13 protein-coding genes are annotated in these 21,292 nt (G+C 46.0%); 9 read left to right on the top strand and 4 right to left on the bottom strand.

Going from position 1 to position 21,292, the window contains the following annotated elements; translation table 11 throughout:
- Positions 1-15 precede the first annotated feature (15 nt).
- The 4 genes from xth to GXO74_08250 form a co-directional block, all read right to left on the bottom strand.
- Complete coding sequence (gene xth, locus GXO74_08265) at positions 16-801, bottom strand: exodeoxyribonuclease III (protein ID NOZ61662.1); 786 nt, start codon at positions 799-801, stop codon at positions 16-18.
- A gap of 77 nt (positions 802-878) precedes the next feature.
- Positions 879-1,202 (bottom strand): YbjQ family protein, encoded by a 324-nt coding sequence (locus tag GXO74_08260; protein NOZ61661.1) that lies wholly within the window; start codon positions 1,200-1,202, stop codon positions 879-881.
- 15 nt (positions 1,203-1,217) lie between these two features.
- Positions 1,218-1,421, bottom strand: coding sequence for a hypothetical protein (locus GXO74_08255; protein NOZ61660.1), 204 nt, complete (start codon positions 1,419-1,421; stop codon positions 1,218-1,220).
- A gap of 33 nt (positions 1,422-1,454) precedes the next feature.
- Positions 1,455-2,006, bottom strand: coding sequence for a hypothetical protein (locus GXO74_08250; protein NOZ61659.1), 552 nt, complete (start codon positions 2,004-2,006; stop codon positions 1,455-1,457).
- A 661-nt stretch (positions 2,007-2,667) separates the two neighbouring features.
- Here GXO74_08250 and GXO74_08245 point away from each other — a divergent pair.
- From GXO74_08245 to GXO74_08205, 9 genes are all read left to right on the top strand, one after another.
- Entirely contained in the window at positions 2,668-3,549 is an 882-nt protein-coding gene (locus tag GXO74_08245) for a MurR/RpiR family transcriptional regulator (protein ID NOZ61658.1), read from the top strand.
- Between the two features lie 128 nt (positions 3,550-3,677).
- The gene (locus GXO74_08240; protein ID NOZ61657.1) at positions 3,678-5,246 is read left to right on the top strand and encodes a hypothetical protein; all 1,569 of its coding nucleotides are present in this window, start codon (positions 3,678-3,680) and stop codon (positions 5,244-5,246) included.
- 46 nt (positions 5,247-5,292) lie between these two features.
- Complete coding sequence (nhaC, locus tag GXO74_08235) at positions 5,293-6,705, top strand: Na+/H+ antiporter NhaC (protein ID NOZ61656.1); 1,413 nt, start codon at positions 5,293-5,295, stop codon at positions 6,703-6,705.
- Positions 6,706-6,807: 102 nt separating this feature from the next.
- Positions 6,808-8,538 (top strand): T9SS type A sorting domain-containing protein, encoded by a 1,731-nt coding sequence (locus tag GXO74_08230; protein ID NOZ61655.1) that lies wholly within the window; start codon positions 6,808-6,810, stop codon positions 8,536-8,538.
- 419 nt (positions 8,539-8,957) lie between these two features.
- Positions 8,958-10,643, top strand: a complete 1,686-nt coding sequence (locus GXO74_08225; protein ID NOZ61654.1) for a T9SS type A sorting domain-containing protein — start codon at positions 8,958-8,960, stop codon at positions 10,641-10,643.
- Positions 10,644-10,878: 235 nt separating this feature from the next.
- On the top strand, positions 10,879-13,674 hold the full coding sequence (locus GXO74_08220) for a TonB-dependent receptor (protein ID NOZ61653.1): 2,796 nt from the start codon (positions 10,879-10,881) through the stop codon (positions 13,672-13,674).
- A gap of 87 nt (positions 13,675-13,761) precedes the next feature.
- Positions 13,762-16,590, top strand: coding sequence for a hypothetical protein (locus tag GXO74_08215; GenBank protein ID NOZ61652.1), 2,829 nt, complete (start codon positions 13,762-13,764; stop codon positions 16,588-16,590).
- 10 nt (positions 16,591-16,600) lie between these two features.
- Positions 16,601-17,638 carry a UPF0164 family protein gene (locus tag GXO74_08210; protein ID NOZ61651.1) on the top strand — a complete coding sequence of 346 codons (1,038 nt, stop codon included), beginning with the start codon at positions 16,601-16,603 and terminating at the stop codon, positions 17,636-17,638.
- A gap of 470 nt (positions 17,639-18,108) precedes the next feature.
- The gene (locus GXO74_08205; protein ID NOZ61650.1) at positions 18,109-21,231 is read left to right on the top strand and encodes a TonB-dependent receptor; all 3,123 of its coding nucleotides are present in this window, start codon (positions 18,109-18,111) and stop codon (positions 21,229-21,231) included.
- Positions 21,232-21,292: the final 61 nt, after the last annotated feature.

Here is a 21,292-nt window from a genome sequence, read left to right as displayed (position 1 = left end):
CCGTTTTTGAAAACTTTATTTCAGTAAACTGTCGTTCAACTCGATTCCTACCGGGCAATGGTCAGAGCCCAATACTTCTTTGTCGATAAAAGCGTCTTTCACTTCTCCCGCCAGATTTTCGCTGACGAAAAAATAGTCGATGCGCCAGCCAATGTCCCGTTCGCGCGCGCGGGTGCGCATATCCCACCAGGAGTAGTGGCCGCCTTCTTCGACAAACAGGCGAAATGTATCCACAAATCCGTGCGCCAGCAGTTTGTCAATCCAGGCGCGCTCTTCGGGCAAAAATCCGCTGCGTTTCTCATTTTCTTTGGGATGCGCCAGATCGATTTCCTTGTGCGCCGTGTTCACATCGCCGCAAATGATTATTTTTTTCCCGGCAGAGCGCAGCCGATCGGCGCGATCCAGAAAAGCTTCGTAGAAATCCATCTTGTATTTCAGCCGCTCTTTAGATTGTTTGCCGTTTGGAAAATAGATATTGAACAAAATGAAATTCCCGAAATCCGCTTCCAGCAATCGGCCTTCGCTGTCAAGGCTCTCAATTCCCATGCCCGATTTTACGCTCGTCGGCTTAAACTTTGTCAGCATGGCGACGCCGCTGTATCCTTTGCGCTCGGCAGAAGTATGAAAAAAATAATACCCTTCGGCGTCACGAATGTCGCCCGGAATTTGGTCGTCTTGCGCTTTTGTTTCCTGTAAACATAAAATATCCGGCTGATCGCGGCGTAGCCATTCCATGAAATTTTTTTTGTGAGCAGCGCGAATTCCGTTGACGTTCCACGATAATAAGCGAACCGTGTTCATTCACAGACCTTTCCGATTTATTGTATGGGGAATCAGAATCTCCAATAAAAAAATGTGTCATTATGATCGTGGCGAGTTTATTTCTTCGGTTTTATTTTGACCGCTGTGCCATAAGCCAACAGTTCAGCCGATGCTTGCATGACAGCGGACGTGGTAAATCTGACGCAAACGATGGCGTCAGCGCCCAAATCTTCGGCTTCTTTGATCATACGATCCAGTGATTGCTCCCGGGATTCCGCCAGCATTTTCGTGTACTCGGTAATTTCTCCGCCAACGAGCATTCTCAGTCCAGCCAGAATGTCTTTTCCAACATGACGCGCGCGAATGGTATTTCCGCGAACCAAACCCAGCGTTTTCGTGATTTGGTAATCGGCAAACTCATCTTGCGTTGTAATCAGCATACGACCTCCTGTTTTTTACAATTTAACATTTTTGTCGTAGTAATCGTCTTCTTTGTTTTCGATGCGGTCAGTAACGACCTTCATGAACAGCAGCCCGATCCCGGCAATGGCAACCAATCCGACAAGACCCCAGGGAAAAGCTACAATCAACCCCACGAACATTGCCACAACATAAATGAGAAAGACAATCCCCAGCAGAATATATCCCGCCTTTTCCATGACTTAACCTCCATTTTCAATGACAAGTGGCTATTAAAGTTTTGGTACGACTTCTTTTTTCCCTTGCAAATGGTAAATCAAACGAATCAAATAACTGACACTGGATAGAAAAACAAAAATGACCGTTAATGCTGAAAAAATCTCTTTGAGAACGTTGATTTGAAAAATATAACTGATAAGAGTCACCGCAAGCACGTTGGCGGTTATTTTCCCAATGAGATTCGAGGGCGTAATGAATTTAAATCTTTTTGCATAAAATAAACCGCCTATCAAAATGGCAACATCTCTGCCGATGATGAGGATTACCAACCACAGCGGCATTTGATGTTTGAGGTACAATATCACCGTCGTTAATCCGATCACTAATTTATCGGCCAGCGGGTCGAGCATTTTTCCCATTTCGGAAATTTGATTGAGCCGCCTCGCGAGAATACCGTCTAAAAAGTCTGAAGCAACTCCAATAACAATAATGAGCCCCATGGCAAGATAATTTTCATTCCATAAAAAAATTCCTACCGGGATTAACAACAACAAGCGAAAGAACGAAATAAAATTCGGTATGGTGAATATCTGCTTCTTGTCCAACAATCTTCCCCTTTCAGGAGTCGTATCAGAATTCAACTCGAATTGTGTTTATAACTTACAAAAAATCAAAGTCAAAATCAAGTTGAAAATTGACAACTTGTAAATATGAGGATTGACAATGGCAGAGAATTAAACCCACCGACGTCAAATCTCATCTTTTCAGAATGGACGGAACTCAACGATTGAAAGAAAATATGGAGATTTACGGCGATTTTCTTTTTAGAAGTGTTCTCTCCGCTTTGCAATGAAATTTTTTTTCTGCTTTCTGCCCCCTTCGGACAACAAACATGAAACGAGCATTGATTCAAATATTTCAAAATTATTGTCACTTTTTTTAAATTTTTCTTGACATTTTAATAAAAAAAACATATAATGCAGTGGTACAAAAGTTTCACAGTAATTAACATCTGAAAAATTTAATTCAAACGCAAAGAACATTTTTTGTACCAACTTCCGGCAAGCTTTCTCTTTTAAATGTGAGATCGGTTGATTTTCTCAAGTTCAAAAAACTAAAATAAAAACATGCCGCTAATGTCGCCAGATTAAACTGATATGAGAAATTTTAGCATAAAAACAGAAGTCGTTAAGATCTTTCCAATTTTTTAAGTCTGGAGACTTTGCGGCTGAAGAATAAAAACACAATCTCATTGGAGTTAAAGACATGGCTGATTTAACTTCTTACAAAAAATTGATCCTCAAAAACTTTGATCATCTCACTCGAAATCAGAAAAAAATTGCTCAATTTCTGATAGATCATCCCGAAGAAATAGCTCTGTCATCTATTGATACGATTGCAGATAAATTGGGCGTAGGCAAGGCCACTGTCGTGCGGCTGGCGCAATCGCTCGGTTACAAAGGATTTCTTGAGCTAAAAACAGAGCTCACAAATCGCCTGCGCAATGATCTCAAGCCTTCCAATAAACTTAAAGCCGCATTGCAAAACTCTCATCTCCGGTCCGAATTTCTGACGACAATTGCCAGCGATGAAATCCAGAATATTCAGGAAACACTGCACTCCCTCGATCAGGCGGCATTTGATAAGGCAGTGGCCATTTTGAAAGAAGCGCCTCACATCTACGCCATGGGATTAGGGATATCATCGTACCTTTCTCAGATCGCTGCCTATTTTTTGAATAAATTGTCGTTAAAAGCCAAAGCTTTCAGTCACGGTAGTTTGAGCTTCCACGAACAAATACTTTCTTTACAAGAAAACGACGCCTTAATCGGCATCAGTCTCCCTCCTTATTCAATTGAAACCATAAATGCCGCCGAAGTCGCTCGATCTCGCGGGGCAAAAGTCATTTCCATCACCGACAAACTCGTATCTCCCATTACGCGGTTTTCAGACGTTGTTTTCCCTGTTAAAACCCACAACATTGTGTTTATCAATTCAATCGGCGCAATTTTTGTCATTATTTACGCTCTGGCTACTGGGCTGGGTTTGAGCGACAAAGAATTTGCTCTCAAAGCGTTGGCGCAATTTGAAAATGCTCAATCGGAGTTTGGTTTTGATGTACATAAAGATTTTTTTGCAAAATCATGACGCAGCAGAATCCTTTCAGAGGTTTTAAGCTTTTGGAGGGACAAAAAATTTAAATGTACAATTTCCAGGGAGGTCAATTCATGAAATCTGAAAAATGCAAAGTTGCTTTAGTTTCCCTGTTAATAGTGATGTCCACTGCTCTTTTGGCTCAGGCACGGGTTGGCGACGTGATTTCGTCTTTCCCGGCGCCGGGCCATTTTTCCACCGGCCTCACTTTCGACGGAAAGAATTTATGGGTAGCAGACCGAAAGACCGACTTACTGTACCAAATTAATCCCAAAACCGGCGCTGTCACAAAAACATTGCCCGCGCCAGGTTTCAGCGTCACCGGATTGGCGTGGGACGGTAGCTATTTGTGGGTCATCGACGACAAAGAAAATTTCCTCTACCGCATGAACACAAAAACCGGCGAAGCGGAACGCATCATCGAATCGTACACGCGCCACCCGAAAGACATTTGCTGGGACGGAAAATTGCTTTGGGTCGTGGACGACAAATTAGACATGGTGCTCAGCGTGGATCCGGAGGACGGCATGATGATCGATCATTTTCCGTCCCCGGCGGGCAATCCCGACGGCATGGCTTTTGACGGAAAATATCTCTGGATCACTGATCGCGGCAAAGATATGCTCTATCGCGTTTGTCCGAAATCAGGCATGGTGATCAGTGCTCTTCATGCGCCGGCGCCTTACGCCCGCGGCTTGGCATGGGACGGAAAAACACTCTGGAATGTGGATTACCAGTCGGACAAAATCTATCAGATCAAATTGGACGATGATGAAATTCTCACTCGTGACGAAGGTCAGGCGCGAAAATTGGAAAACACGATCGACTTCCGCAATTACGGCCCAGGCGACGTGACTGAGCTGGATGTGTACATCGCCATTCCGGAAAATCGGGATAATCAGGAACTCCTTGAACCGGTTTCTTTCGCGCCGCAGCCGACGGCCATTTTGACCGACCAATGGGGACAAAGAGTCGCCCATTACCATGTCACAAATTTGAAAAGCGGAAATTTCTTTCGCGCCACGATGACGGTGAAGGCAAAAGTTTACGGCATTGAATATTTCCTCGATCCTGCGAAAACGGGCACGCTTGATGATATTCCCGGTGACATCAAACAAAAATACTTGGTTGATGGGAAAAAATTAATGATCCGCGATCCGTTCATTCAAAATCTGGCAAAAAAAATTGTCGGTGATGAAAAAAATCCTTACTGGATCGCGCGAAAAGTTTTCAATTATCTGATCGACCATCTTTCTTACAATTTGAAACCCGTCGGTGGCTGGAACACAGCGCCGACGGTACTGAAACGCGGCACCGCCTCCTGCTCTGAATACTCATTTTCTTTTGTCGCACTGTGTCGCGCCATGGGACTTCCGGCGCGCTACGTCGGAACGGTTTCTCGCCGCGGTGACGACGCCAGCCTGGACGAAGTTTTCCATCGTTGGTGCGAAGTCTATTTGCCCCATTACGGCTGGATTCCTTTCGACGCCAACAAGGGCGACAAAACCAGGCCGGCGGATCAAGCCGCCGGCATTGGCGATACCGACCGCCGTTACATCATCACCACTACCAGCGGCGGCGGCTCTGAATATATGGATTGGACTTACAATTTCAACTACCACTGGAAATCTAAAGGCAAATGTCGGATTTACACTGAATATTACGGCGAATGGGAGCCCATTGAAAAATAGGTCAAAGATTAGATCCGTGAAGAAAAAAATGGATTTGAGATATTAGATGGTAAAACAGAGAGACAAACGACAACCAACGTTCTTTGAAGCACTACTTCCTCTTATTTTGATGGCGCTTTTTCTGGGCATTGGCTACGGCGTTTTTCGTTTGCGCGCGGAAATTTTGCTCATTGCCGCTGCTTTCTGTTCCGGACTTATTGCGCTCAGATTGGGCTACAATTGGAAAGAATTGGAAGAAGGAATCGTGGAAAGCATCGCCAAAGCCATGCCCGCGATGCTTATTGTCATTTGTGTGGGACTATTAATCGGCTCGTGGATTGCAGCCGGGACAATTCCCATGTTGGTTTTTTACGGACTAAAAATAATTTCTCCAAAATTCTTTCTGCTCACTGCCTCTCTGGTGTGCAGTGTGGTTTCTTTATTCACTGGCACTTCGTGGGGGACAGTCGGCACAATGGGCGTGGCTTTCATGGGAATCGCCCACGGACTGGGTATTCCGCCCGGTGCCGCGGCGGGGGCGATTGTCGCCGGATCCTATTTTGGGGATAAACTTTCTCCGTTTTCCGACACGACAAATTTAGCGCCCATCGCCGCAAAAAGCAATCTATTCGACCACATTCGGCACATGCTCTGGACGACAACGCCGGCGTGGCTGTTGGGACTCGTTGTTTATTTCATCGCCGGCTATTCCTACGGGTCTTCTTCAATGGAATCGCAGCAAATGACCTTGATTTTGGACACGGTGCAGTCGAATTTTCAATTCAATATTTTGTTGCTGCTGCCGCCGGTGATTATTTTGTATTTTGCCATTAGCAAAAAGCCAACGATTCCGGGAATGATTATCGCGTCCCTGGTGGCGACAATTTTGGGGCTGATTTTCCAGAAAACAAACATGGTCGAAATGGTGAACGCCATGACTGTGGGTTACGAATCCAAAACCGGGGTCGAAGTCGTGGACAATTTGTTTTCCCGCGGCGGCATGGCGGGAATGATGCACGTAACTTTGATTGCGTTTTGCGCTTTCTCTTTTGCCGGAATCGTGCAAAAGGCCGGCATGCTGGATGTTTTGCTTCAGCGTTTGCTCCAGGTCGCCAAATCGACCGGCTCATTGATTTTATCGGTAGTCATTTCCGGCATCGCTGTGGCGCTCATGACCGGTAGTTCGTTTTTGACGATTCTCATTCCCGGGGAGCTTTTCTCTCCGGCGTTCAAAGCGCGCGGATTGGCGGCAAAAAATTTGTCCCGAACAACGGAAGACTCCGGTACTGTGGTTGTGCCGCTCGTTCCCTGGAGCATGGCAGGCGTTTTCATGGCGGGAACGCTGGGAGTTTCCACGTTGACTTATTTGCCGTGGGCGGTCATGTGTTACACTGGATTTGTTTTCGCGATTATCTACGGATACACAGGATTCGCCATTGCGCCGAAAATTCGGGATGATGAAACAATTATTGGGAGCTAATAAAAAAATGTCGCATAATGTGTGCGACGCCCAAAATGAAGATGAGTTCAAATTTTTCACTTTAATCCACTTTTCACTTTTAACCAAATGAAGGAGGCTGTTATGAAGAAGGCTACAGTCTTTGCAGCGCTCATACTGTTGCTTTTCGCGGCGCAGCTCGTACAGGCACAACCGGAACCGGTGTCGATTGTGACGCCGGTGTTGGTGGATTCCGCTGTTTACAATGGAATTTACCGCGGCGTGCAAATGCAGATTTTTTGCGAACCCACAACAGGAAATCTGGTTACTGCCTGGTACCGCTACTACAGTTCCGGGCCTGATCCTCGTCGCATTACTGCTGCCACATCTATCGACGGCGGCCAGACCTGGACAGTTCACGAAAAAATCAACTTTGGCGTTGGCGACGAAATGAATGCGCGTTATGCCTCGGTATATGGCACTCCCACAACGCCGATTATCGTTTATGCTGACAGGAATCCCGGCGGAAGCGATCGCGACAGCAGACCTGTTGTGGCAATGGACATTGCCGGTTGGGGCGGCGGTGCGTTCATTAACTATTTTGTTGATGATTCCGGAACGCCGGACACCGTGCTTTACTCCCGCTACAATTCTGTCGCTGTGGCTCCGGATAATGACCAACTCTGGGCCGTTGGCAGTTATCACACCTCTAGCAAGGCTCCCGGGGAAGGGCTGTATTACTATGTTTCTAAAGATGGCGGCATCACCTGGAGCAGGCCTAAAGTTGTCGCTTCTATCGCAAAATCAGACAGCGGCAAACCGAATTACGTGATTGATCTTTCTTCTTCCGGATTAGGCGTAGGACTTGGTCCCAACAATGCGGCTTTTGTTTCCGGATTGGGACAATGGTACAGCGACGATGATCTCTGGCGTCTTCTTTACGCCAAATCCGACGACGCCGGAATGACCTGGTCGCCGATTTCCATCATCCCCGGCGCCGAAACTTTGCAATTTGCCAATGCCGATGTGTACAAAAATTTCACGGCTCCTTTTGTGGACAAAGATGGCAACTGGCACATTTTCGCTCTCGGAACCGACACCATGGACTACGTTTATCCTGATTTTCCGGAACCCTATCGTGGCTTCGATTTCCGTTTTGACGGTTCCACTTGGTCAATCAACAAATTCGCTTTTCCGTCTTTTCTGGATAACGGATTGGCTGCGCTGGGTGATTTTTCGCCGGATCAGGAACTTTTTCTGTTTAACGACCCGGCAGTAGGCCCGGATGGCACTCTTTACTATGCCTACAGTGACGTCGTTGACACGACTGGCGCGATGGGCGATCCCTACGCTTTCAATTACAACATTATGATTATGTACTCCGAAGACAACGGCGATACCTGGCATGGACCAGTGTCTGTTTTAGACAAATGGACAGGACATGCGCCTTGTGGAATGGCGCGTTTTGCCACGGATAAATTGCACATTGTTTACCGTCGTCATTTCAACACAAGTCAGGCAGATCAGTTTTACTACATTGGCGTTCCGACTGATACCATTAAAGCTCGCGCTACTGGCGTAAACGACCAAGTCACACAAATTTTGCCGACTGAGTTTGAGTTGCATCAGAATTACCCCAACCCGTTCAATCCGACAACGAACATCACCTTTGATCTGACGCAGCCGGCGAAGGTGACGCTCAAAATTTACAACGATCTGGGACAAGAAGTGGCGACTCTGATCGACCAGAAACAGATGGATGCCGGATTCAAGGGAATCACCTGGCATGCTTCTGATCTACCAAGCGGCGTCTATATTTACAAATTAACCGCAGGCTCATTTACAGCAACAAAGAAGATGATCCTGACAAAATAATACTACTTAGTTAGATTGAATCTGAATATCCGCCCTTGCCTTTCTTTAGAGGGGGGACTTAGGGGGGATGGTTAATTGCATAAATAACATAATTTGCTAAGTAGTAATAATGACAGACTCAAAATAGCGGAGAAACGGGAAATGGTCAGGCAAATATTCTACTGCTTGACCATTTCTCATTAAAAAAAATGGATAAAGTCCGTTTCGTAAAAATACTCATATTTGTCAGTTGTGTTTTTCTCAGAAATTTGCCTCTTCCGGCACAAGAGATTGGTGAAACTATTTATTCAGTGGATGTTCCGGGAAATTATCCTATCGGCGTGGCCTGGGATGCGAATCGCTTGTTTTTTACAGATAGGATAGCGAATGCTATTTTTGAAATTGATGCAGCAACAGGGGAAATTTTATCGGAGACACACATGCCAGAGGGAGCGCTTGCCGGAGATGTGGCGTTCTTTGAAGGTGATTTGTGGATAATCGATTCTCAGAATAACGTTATTACGAAATTTAATCCAGCGGACTCCACATTTTCCAATCAAATTTTCCTTCACACAATAAATCCATCAGGACTCACTTCTGCTGGCCAATCGCTCTGGTATCTTGATCAACAATCTAAAATGATTTATCAGCTTGATGCGGCGACTGGCAGCTATCTTGATTCTACTCGTGCACCAGGGATTGCGCCCACAGGAATCAGTTGGGATGGCGCAAGATTCTGGATCGCGGATATGCGAAGCAATCGCCTCTATTTGTTCGATTTCTCTCATCGCAGCGTCATTCAAATCATTCCGCTCGATTCGCGCTTTCCGCAGGGAATTTCTTACGACGGCGAAAATATCTGGGTTTGTTCCCTGGAGGCGAAACAACTCCAGAAAATTGCGCTCGTCAGCGACAAAAACTATCGAATTTTATCTTCTCAACGTGCATTGTTACGTTACACCGTAACGATACGAAATAGCGGCTCCGGAATCATGGAAACGAAAACTTACATCGCCTGCCCGACCTCGTCGCTAAGTCAGTTTTTTGAGGACACTGTTCGCTTCAAAGATCCACCGTTGGATTTTTTTAAAGACAAATACGGTCAAAAAATTGCCTATTACTACCATAACATTAACGCCGGATCACAACGAGTTTATCAGTATCAGGTGCCGGCGACAATTAACGCCATTCGTTATTTTTTGAATCCCGACAGTGTTGGTTCACGGGAACAAATGCCGGATTCCATCGCTAATTTGTACACCGGAGACGGGGAAAAATACCAGATTAATGATTCGGTTATCCAACAAGCTGCCGCAGAAGCGGTCGGCGATGAAACGAATCTCTACTGGCAGGTGCGAAAAATACACGACTTTGTCATCGATCACATTTATTACAACAACGATTCCCGCTGGGACGCAGCGCCTCAAGTTCTCCAGCAGGGACATGGTTCCTGTTCGGAATACTCATTTTTGTTCATTGCTCTCTGCCGCGCGAAGGGAATTCCTGCGCGTTACGAAGCCGGCAGCCATTTGCGCGATGAGTTGCCTTACGAAGACACTGTTTTTCATCGCTGGCAGCAAGTCTATTTCCCCAATTACGGCTGGATTCCCATCGATTGTACTTGGGATGACCGAGACGACATGGTAGAGCAGGCGCTCTATTTTGGCGCAAAAAGCAAATCGACTTTCACCACCACCATCGGCGGCGGCGGAGCGACAGGACTCTGGTGGACGTACAACAGTTCCAATTCAACATCCGGCGGCGACATGGATAGAGAAAAAAAGATGGAATGGCTGGAAATTACCACTGCCGTCGAAGAAATTACTCAAAATATTTACGAAACGAATCCAAGCGATTTCCGATTGATTTACAATTATCCCAATCCATTCAATTCATCGACGACAATCGTTTTCGACTTGAATGAATCTTCGTTGGTTGAATTCAGCATTTACAATTTGCAAGGACAAAAAATCTGGGACAAGAAAGACTGGCGATCGTCCGGCAACAATTTTTGCCAATGGAATGGGACAGATTTTCGCGGAAATGCCGTTTCTTCAGGAAGTTACATTTTAAATTTGAAAACAAAATCAACTCAGCAATCAATACAAATGTTTTTGGTTAAATAATTTTTTGAGTTCATAATTCAGAGTTTACGGTTGAGAGTTGTGAAGCGCCGACTGCGTTTAAATAAGACGGCTCATTGCTTCGGGTGGAGAATCAAAACGCTTTACGGCATCGAATTTCATTTGGCCGACAAAAAAACAAAGCAAAAAGAAATTCCTAATTCGAAACCCAAAACGCGAAACTCGTAACCCGAAATCTGAAACTCGAAATACAAATATCAAAATGAGGAGGATCATAATGAAACCAAAGTCAGCTTCCTTGATGGTGATTTTTCTGTGTTTTGTTCTCACCCCAATCTTTGTTTTTGGCGGCACAACAGGAAAACTCACTGGCAAAGTCGTGGACGCTGAGAGCGGCAATCCGCTGCCCGGGGCTAACGTTTTTATTACTGGCACTTCTCTCGGAGCAGCCGCGGATATCAACGGCGTCTATTTTATTCTGAATATTCCGCCCGGCACTTATTCAGTGAAAGCGTCGATGATGGGTTACACGGCAATAGTGAAAGAAAATGTGAAAATCATCGTTGATCGCACTACTGAAATTGAATTTAAACTCAAACCGACAGTTATTTCCGGCCAGGTTGTAACGGTTCAGGCGGAGAGACCTGCCGTGGAAAGAGACGTTACATCCAAGACTTCCTATCTTGATTTTCAAACTTTTCAGAACATGCCGGTCAATGAATTCAGCGACGCGATTGCCGCACAGGCAGGCATTACTACCGGAGAGGGCGGAGAATTGCATTTGCGCGGCGGCAGACAGGGGGAAATCGCCTACATGATCGACGGCGTGCTGGTACAGGATCCGTTCTACAAAGCCGGCGCCGCCCAAATCGAGTTGGACAAATATACGATTCAGGAAATGCAACTGATTACCGGCGCTTACAACGCCGAATACGGGCAAGCCATGTCCGGAATTATCAACATTGTCACTAAAGAACCGCAGCGCAAACATTTTTCCGGACGCGTCGAGTACGAATCTCATTGGCTAAACGCTTCTCCGTTTCGACAAGTGGACTGGATGTTGAACTCGGATCTGGTAGATATCCCCTCTGCTCAAGAAGATCAATATCGGGATTCGTGGAGGCAGTACATTTCCGGCAATGATACATCTTCTACCCCCCTACCTGGCGATCCGTTAGGAACTTCTTTTTATCAAGTGCCTGATTTTACGGCAATCCCCGGCGTTGGCAATTTGCCCACGCTATTTGGGAATCCATTATTAGGTTACATTACAACGAATTTAACCGGGCCTGTTCCCTTCATCCCCAATTTGAGTTTCTTTGTCTCCGCGCGCCATTCTAATTTCAAAGATTATCGTCCCTGGGGTTACGACGCACGGCGCGAATTGAACGGAAAATTAGTTTATTCCAAAGGAAATTACAATCTCAAATACAACATCCACGCTACGCGGCGGTATTACAAACCTTACTCTCATGTTTGGAAATATCGTCCCTTTGCTTTGGAAGATCGGCAGGATATCACCAACAGAAATTTACTTGAGTTCACGCATACTTTGTCGTCCAAAACATTTTACACGGCAAAAATTTATCATTACTATCACCGATTCTATCGCTGGAACCCCAATCGCAAGTTCAAAATCAGCGATTGGCCCGAAGAAATTCGCAATGACCAGGTAAAGATGGATTCTGTGATCAATCTTTACAGCGATTGGGAAAAGGGAAGCACCAATTCCGACGGTTTCTACGTTCGCGGCGACCGCGGTCGCTACGAGGACAACCGAACGACGACGCTCACTTTCCAGCTCGATATGACCAGCCAGGTTTCCCGGCATCATCAGATTAAATCCGGATTGCAGGCCAAAAGACACACTGTGTGGCGAGATCGTTGGCGCTATCCCTGGCCCGGTTCAGCTCATTACATTGAAATTTTTGAACATCATCCGGTTGAATTTGCCGGCTATGTGCAGGATAAAATGGAATATGCGCGTTTCATCATTAATGCCGGTCTGCGGCTCGATTATTTTGATCCCAAATACACCATGTGGGAAGACATTTATGATCCCGGTCACCTGGATGAAACGACAGGAGAATGGATTCCTGCTCTGGAAGAGCCGGCAAATCCACAAATTCATTTAAGCCCGCGCATAGGAATCGCTTATCCAGTGACTTCGGGTATGGTGTTTCATTCCTCTTATGGCCACTTTTACGAAGTGCCCAGTTTTTATGAAATGTACAAACATCACGATGTGACGGCGGGCGGCGTCCCGCTTATTGGCAATCCCAAAATCAAAAGCCAGAAAACCGTGCAGTACGAATTTGGTTTAAAATATCAGCTTTCCGAAGATTGGGTTTTTGACGTCAATGCTTATTTCAAAGATGTCACGAATCTGGCGGCCAGCACTTTCAAACTTGTTTTTCCGTACAATTTTACTGTGTTTGACAATTCCGATTATGGCAGTATCAAAGGAATTGACTTCAGCCTGGAGAAAAAATACGGCAGTTATTTTTCAGGAATATTTAACTACACTTTATCCATAGCTAAAGGAAATGAATCATCTTCAAGAGACGGCTACAACTACTACCGCGGCGTTGACGTTACTTTGCGTCCGAATCGGGAATATTTCCTCGATTTCGACCGACGCCATGATATTTCCATGAATTTGATTTTCAAATCTCCCAAAGATTTCGGCCCGACGCTTATCGGGTACAATCCTTTGGGAAATATTGATGTCAATATTCTGGCGCAAGCAGCGAGCGGCTTGCCGTACACGCCTTTTGTCGAAGAACAAGCGGAAAATATTTTTGTGGAAAAAAACACCGGCAGAAGGCCGTGGACTTCGACCGTGGATTTGCGCGTGCAAAAAGAAGTCAATCTCTACCAAAATGTTCGCATGAATTTGTTTCTGGTGGTAAAAAATCTTTTCAATCGGCTCAACACTTTTTACGTTTGGTCGCGAACGGGTAAAGCTTGGGACGCCGGCCCGACTTCTTCCCACACGCAGGACAGAATTCACAATCCGTCGAATGTGGGTCCCTTGCGGCAAATTTCTGTGGGCGCGCGCGTTCTTTTTTAAACAGATTGAATTGCGGAAAAATTCTTTTTGATGAAAAAAAGCAGCAAACCGATTTGATCACACAAGCTTACTTGAAGGAGTTTAAACATGAGGAAAAACATTTTTTATTCATCACTTTTGATTTTGCTCATTTTCACGCTGGCTTTCGCCCAGCAGGTGAATAAAAGGGAAACGGATCAAACGACAGGCATCGCAAAACCTGCCGCACAGGGGCCGGATATTGCCTACGCGCTTCAGGGCAAGGGCGAACTGCTCAATTGTTTTATGAATTTCGGAGAAATTACCGATGGCTACTTCCAATCGGAATTTTATGATTTCCTCTGGCCCAAAAGCAAAGGGGCCATCTCCGCAGGCGACAATTGTGTCGATGACTTTTCCATGATTTTTGCCTGCAAAGGTAATGTGGTTGATGGCTATACAGCTTATCGCCAGGAAGATTGGGGACCCGTCGATGGAAGCTGGGGACATTACCACGCAAAAAATCAGTCCGAAGAACTCATGCACCAAGGCTATCCCCACCTGGCGGTCAGCGACATTCCGGCGACCTGGCCCGAAGGCTATTTTGACGAAAACGGCCAATTCATCGACACGCCCGGCGAACATCATTGGCCCGGAAAGTTTCGCATCGACATCGATTCGACTTCTGCGACTTACGGTCAGGAAGTCCCGGGCGAATTTCCGGCGGATCGCGTAATTTACGCCGCGTTGGATGATGCAGATGATTTACAAGGCGAACCCATGGGAATACGCCTCGACATCGAAACCTATGAATATGGCCGATCCTACGCCGCGGATTTTATTTTTTATGATTTCACCATTACGAACACCAGCGACACGAGATTAGATAGCTGCTGGTGGGGCTATTATTACGATCTTGATTACGGAGATTATCTGGATGAGGCGTACAAAACTTTCAAAACAGGACTGAATCCCGGCGAGTGGGATGTGATGATGGAATATGATCCCAATGGCACATTACCAGATGAGTTCGAGACCGGAGCTTTTGGCGTGGCATATTTTAAAACGCCAAAAGATATGGGCATTACCGATTCTCACTATTTTCTGGACACAGGCCCCACAACAGACGCTGAATTATGGCCTATTATCTCCAGTAATCCTTCTGATCCGAATTGTCCTGTACCCAAGGGCGACTATTTTCACGGCAACAATGTTCATCTGGACGATTACACGCTGACACAAAGTCCGCCCTACGGATACGACTGGGTTTGCATGGAAACTACGGGACCGTTTTCTCTTGAGCCAGGAGAATCCGTGAAAGCCGTGCTCGTTGTCAGCGGCGGTGAGAATGAAGAAGACTTCCTTGCCAATATCGATATTGCCAAAGGAATGTACTTGAAACATTATCAGGGGCCCTCGGGACCGGCGTCTCCGAAGCTATATGCGGTTGCCGGCGATGGTGAGGCCACGCTTTACTGGGACAATGCGCCGGAACTGAAAGCCGACCCTTTTACCGGCGAGCTTGATTTTGAAGGGTATAAAATCTATCGCAGCGTCGATAACGGAAATACCTGGGGAGAAAAGATACTGGATGGCGCGGGCAATCTCGTGGGGTATGTCCCGGTGGCACAATTTGATTTAAAAAATACGATCTCGGGATTAGATCCGTTGAATGCTAACAGTTATCTGGGAAACAACTCCGGAATTCGCCATAGCTGGACTGACACTGACGTCAGCAATGGAGTGACTTATTCGTACACAATCACCGCTTACGACAGAGGTCAGCCGAACAAAAATATCCCTTCTTTTGAATCTTCAAAAGGAACAAAAGCGACCGAGGACAACTTCGTGCAGGTCATTCCGGAACCGCCGGCTTCGGGCGCTGTTCCGCCAGAAGCTTCTGTGTCGCACATTGCCGGCATGGGCAAGGGAACGATTGACCTGGAAATTCTCGACCCGAATAAAATCACCGATCACACCTACCACGTCGTTTTTCCCGACAGCCCGGGCGTTAATTTTCAGTTGGTCGATGCCACCGACAATACAACTTTGCTTGAAAGCTATCCCATCAACACCGACGAAATGCCAGTCAGAGACGGCTTTCGAATCCGCGTGAATGGCGACGACGCTTACGGCGGCATCAGCGCTATCGTCGACGAATTTGGCAGAGATGTGTTCGGCAAAGGCAAAAGCGACACTACCGGCTCCTGGTACGTTGAAGCGCTGGAACGCTGGGGAGATTTTGACGCAAAAACTTCGAATTACGAAATCCGTTTCACCGCGGACAGTTCAGCAATCGGGACAAGAATAGGCGCAAACATTCAGATTGCAGAAAAAGTACCGATTCAGGTCTGGAATACCACCTTTAATACTCGTGTGCATTTTGTGATTCAGGACAATGGTAATTTACAGTTTGATGAGGGAGAGAAAATTTACATTATTAACGCGCCTTATCAGGAATTAACTATTGGAAGCACCTATTCGATCAATCTTTTCGAGCAGGTGCCGCTGGAAGTAACTATTCAAAATGCGCCGACGGATTCTGCGGGACTTCCCCCCATCGAAGGACAGAAAGTTACCATCATTACGCAGCGGGCGCACACACCGCAAGATGTGTACAAAATTACTTTTACAGCAAAATCTTTTCGTGCTGTTACCGACAGCGAACTTGACGCAGTACGAGTTGTTCCTAATCCTTACGTGGTGAACGCAGCCTGGGAACAGGGAGTGAATGTTCGTCTGATGCGTTTTATGTTTTTACCTCCGCAATGTACGATTACGATTTACACGACTCGTGGGGAAAAAATCAGAACTATCAGACATACCAATAGCGCCGGCGCCGAGGACTGGAACGTCACCTCCGATTCCAATCAGGATTTAGCTTTTGGCGTTTATATTTACATCGTTGAAACCCCTGATGGTCGTCAAAAAATGGGTAAATTTGCATTGATTAAATGAGGAGGGAATAATGAAAATCATTCGGGATATTTTGATCATACTGCTGCTAATGGTTTTCCTGCCGTATGGGGCAATGGCGGGAGATAATTTTAAAAAGACCGGTACCACGGCAGCGCAATTCTTAAAAATCGACGCCGGAGCGCGCGCCACTGCCATGGGCGGCGCCTTTTCTTCGATTGCCAGCGACGCTTCCGCTCTCTACTGGAATCCGGCGGGAATCGCTTTGCTGGATGAGCCGGAAGTGACATTCACCTATACTAATTGGATCATGGATATTAATCATGGCTTTACCGGTGCAGTGATTCCCCTGGGAAGGGGAGGTAGTATCGGATTTTCTGCGGTTTTTCAATCCATGGGTGAAATTGAACAAACGACAATCGAGCAGCCACGGGGAACAGGTCTGTTTTTCAGCGCTCAGGATTTCGCGTTTGGCGTGACTTATGCACGAGCAATGACCGATTTCATTCAGGTCGGTATCACCGGGAAACTCATTTATCAGAGTATCTGGAACGAGAACGCCACTGGTGTTGGAATCGATATTGGCATGATGCTGGATACCGGCATTCAGGGAATCAAGTTGGCAATGGTCATGAGTAATTTTGGTACTGAATTGAAAATGGAAGGCAGGGACTTAATTGTCGGCTACGATCAGATGCCGGAAAGCACGCTGAATCCGGACACCGAAGCCAAACTGAGTACTGAATCGTGGCCTTTGCCAACGATTTTTCGCGCTTCTGTGTCCACTGATTTTGTCGGCGCAAACGGTGTGTTCGCTGTCAGTAATAAAAATAGAGTCACTGCAATTTTTGATGTTGCTCACCCCAATGACAATGTCGAACAATTTAATTTCGGCGCAGAATACAGCTTCAACGAGCGCATGTTTTTTCGCGCCGGTTATAAAACGCAAACCGATGAAGAAGGACTGACTTTCGGCGCCGGTTTTGTCGCTCCTATTAGCCCGACAATCAACATGCACCTTGACTACGCTTATGCAGAATTCGGAACTTTCAAATATATTCAGCAATTTACTTTCGGGTTAACTTTTTAGTTTTTCAATTGTCATGCCGGGGCGGGATTGATTTCCGTCCCGGATTTTGCTAGTTCTTCGTTTACTTTGTCGTTATTGCATCATCTTTGAGGTATGGCTCAAAATAGATTGTGAAATCTCTGACGGCTAACGGCCGGGATGAAATCAGTGAGCTTGTTTTCGACTTAAAGATCATGAGAAGGAGCCAATGAGTGGCTACAGAGCAACAAGTAACTCAAATAATTACTGTTAGTTAGCCAACTTCGGAAAAATATTTCCATTTACTGCTTGCAAAGAAAAAAAAATTTAATTTTATCATTTTTTACTTGACTTTAATTTTTTTCTTTTTATATTCAATAACATAGGGCATACTAGAGGGAGGAAAAATATAACAAATGTATTGACCAAAATCATGAATGCAATTCTCAATTTCTCGTCAATTGGAATTGCATTTTTTTTTAATAATTAATTGAATCAGAAAGGGGAGCCAAATGGCAAAGGTCAAGCTGTTCTTTTGCATGCTCTTTATCGTATCGCTTGCATTAGCCGGAGCTTTATCCGCACAAGTGGCTGGCAAAATTGCCGGCTATGTGAAGGATGCAAAGACAGGAGAACCGTTACCCGGCGCGAATGTCATGATAAAAGGCACGTCTTTAGGTGCAGCCACAGACATTGACGGCTACTATTACATGATTAATATTCAGCCTGGCACCTATACGGTCTCTTGCGCCATGATGGGCTACAAAACGCTCACCAAAACTGGGGTTCAGGTTGTAGTGGGACAGACAACCAAGCTGGATTTCACTATGGAGGAGACGGTCCTTGATGTTGGCGAAGAGGTGGTTGTTACGGCAGAACGTCCGCTCATCGAAGCGGATGTTACTTCAAAGGTTTCCACAGTAACTTACGAGGAAATCAAAAACATGCCCGTAGAAGACATGACTCGCGTGCTTGCGCTGCAATCGAACATTACCATTCTCACTAACACGCCGTATGCGAAAAGAGGGTACAACATTCGCGGAATTGAAGATATTCGTATGCGCGGTGGCAGAAACAACGAAGTAGGTCTGTTCGTTGATGGCATGAAAGTACAGAACCCGTTGTTTGGCGGTTTTGCCACACGAATCAACAACAACGCCATCAACCAGATGACTGTGTCTGCTGGCGGTTTTAGCCCGGAATATGGCAACGCATTGTCCGGTGTTATCAATTTAACGACGCGCGAGGGTGGGAATCGGCTGTCTGGTTTGTTGGAATACAGCTCATCCGTTCCTTTCGGAGTAAAAGCATTAGGTACGGAACAGGGCAGAGCTCGAAATTATCAGGATGTTCAATTTAGCATTAATGGCCCAGTGCCATTTGTCCGCAATCTATCTTTTTTCTTTTCCAGCGAAGTTTCCACCAAAGCGGGAAGCGTCTATAAATTTGACGACATTATCTGGAACGATCACCCATTGGTAAAAAACGGCACTCTGCCGACATCGAATGTTCTGTTTCAAGATTTCCTCGAAGACGGAAAGATGGACTCGATTTCACTGAAAGAAGTCCACAGCACAATCGTTCAAGATGTTTATGGCGCGGATCGCTGGATCAATCCCCTGGACATCTGGAAAGGCTGGCATGGCATGGGCTGGAACAATTCATTTGACTGGTTAGGTAAATTAACTTACCGCATTAACCCAACAATGAAATTGTCGCTCAGTGCTTCCCAGTACAATGCATTCAGCCAATATAACAATTTTAGTGCAGGATATTACTACCATCTTCCGGGGGAATGGTACAATATCGACGTGAGTCCTGTGGACACCAGAGAAAACATCGATCGTCTATTAGTTTGCGATGAGTGCGGCACAAAAACTGTGCTTCTTGGCGATCGCTATGACGAAAACGGAAATTTGGTGCGGGCTCACGATCCAACACCTAACGCTTGCCCTGTCTGTGGCAGTACCAATTTTCAAGTCTGGCAAAGAAATCGTTCCGGCATGGCGGCACGCAACGTGCAAATCCGCACGAGCAATCGTCTCAATTTGATCTGGAATCATACACTAAGCCCCTCTACTTTTTACACAGTGCGTTTTCAACGATTTTTTGAATCCAGACGCGTGCGGATTCTCAACGATCCGACCAAACCTTATGGCGATCTTTTAGGCATGAAAAATTATTTTGCTCCGGACTGGGAGAATGTGCTTCAAAAAGATCAGTACGCTTTTCGCAATACCTATGGCGTACGCGACCCGTGGGAAGGATATTTCCGGATGCGCTATGACAACAGCTATTTCTCCGGTGATTCCAGTTACACCTACGATTTCAGAATCGATTTTACCAGCCAGGTCAACAAGCATCATCAGATTAAATTTGGCGGTCAATATACGAAAATTCACCAATTTCGCCATGACGATCAGGGCACTACCGGGCCTACCGCTTATCCTACCATTTACAATTACTGGCCTGAAGAAGGCGCCTTGTACATCATGGACAAAATCGAATATGCCAGCGTCGTGATCAATGTCGGAGGCCGTTTGGACTATGCCTTCCCGGATACCGTCGCCATGTGGGAAAATCCGTTGGATCCGTTAGCTGAGCAAGATTTTACGCAACCCGGGCTGGAATATCGACCGTTTAAAAAAGGCGAACGCAAATGGAAAGTCAGCCCGCGAATTGGTATCGCTTATCCGATTACCGCCACCTCGGTCGTGCATTTCAATTTTGGACATTTTTATCAGCAGCCAAACTACCGCGATCTTTATCGCGCCTCAGGCGCTATTCGCCAGGTGAGTATGCAATTGGGCAACATAATCGGCAATCCGCTGTTGGAACCGGAAAAGTCGATCCAATACGAAATTGGTTACCAACATCAAATTGGTAACCTTTGGGGAATCAATGTGACTCTCTGGTCAAAAGAGACAACCAATCAGGTTGGCTCTATTCAAGTGCCGGCTTATTCTGATCCCCAACATCAGAATCCTTATACATATTCGGTTTTCATCAACAACAACTTTGGTTCCGCGCGCGGCATTGATCTGGCAATTCGTAAGCGGTACAGCCACTATTTTTCAGGAACAATTAACTACACCTGGTCTCAGGCGCGCGTCTTGCGGCCGACTTCGTGGGACGGATACTGGAACGATGACACCAAAAACACGATACCCAAACGCGAAACGAAGCCGAATTGGGATCAGCCGCACAATATTCGTGTTTATTTGAATTTCAGTGTTCCCAGGAACGCCGGCCCGATTCTTTTCGGCAAAAGGCTATTGTCAAGCGCTGGCCTAAGTGTTTTTTATCAGGGGGAAAGCGGGAGACCATACACTCCGACGTTAGGTGAAGCCGGCTACGTGGCGAAAGAAAACTCTGCTCGCTGGCCTTTCTTTCACCAAATCGACTTGCGGGCATACAAAAATTTCAAACTGTTTAGTTTGACCTATTCCGCTTACGTGCAAATTCGTAACCTTTTCGACAGGAAAAACGTGATGGACGGTTACACCAGAACCGGCTCAGCAACCGATCCTGGCGGTCAATACTCTGAATATAGCGCCACGCGAATGGATGGCATTTCCATTAACAATTTTGGACCGCGTAGATCTATTACTTTCGGTTTAAGAATGGAGCTCTAAATTTTGCTTTTATTAATTCGCTGAATTCACGTTCAATTTTTTAAACCGATAATAATATGGA

The organism is Calditrichota bacterium, from assembly GCA_013152715.1.
GTDB lineage: Bacteria > Zhuqueibacterota > Zhuqueibacteria > Thermofontimicrobiales > Thermofontimicrobiaceae > 4484-87.
The sequence above is the reverse complement of the archived record's forward strand: the minus strand, read 5'-3'. Positions and strand labels throughout refer to the sequence as shown.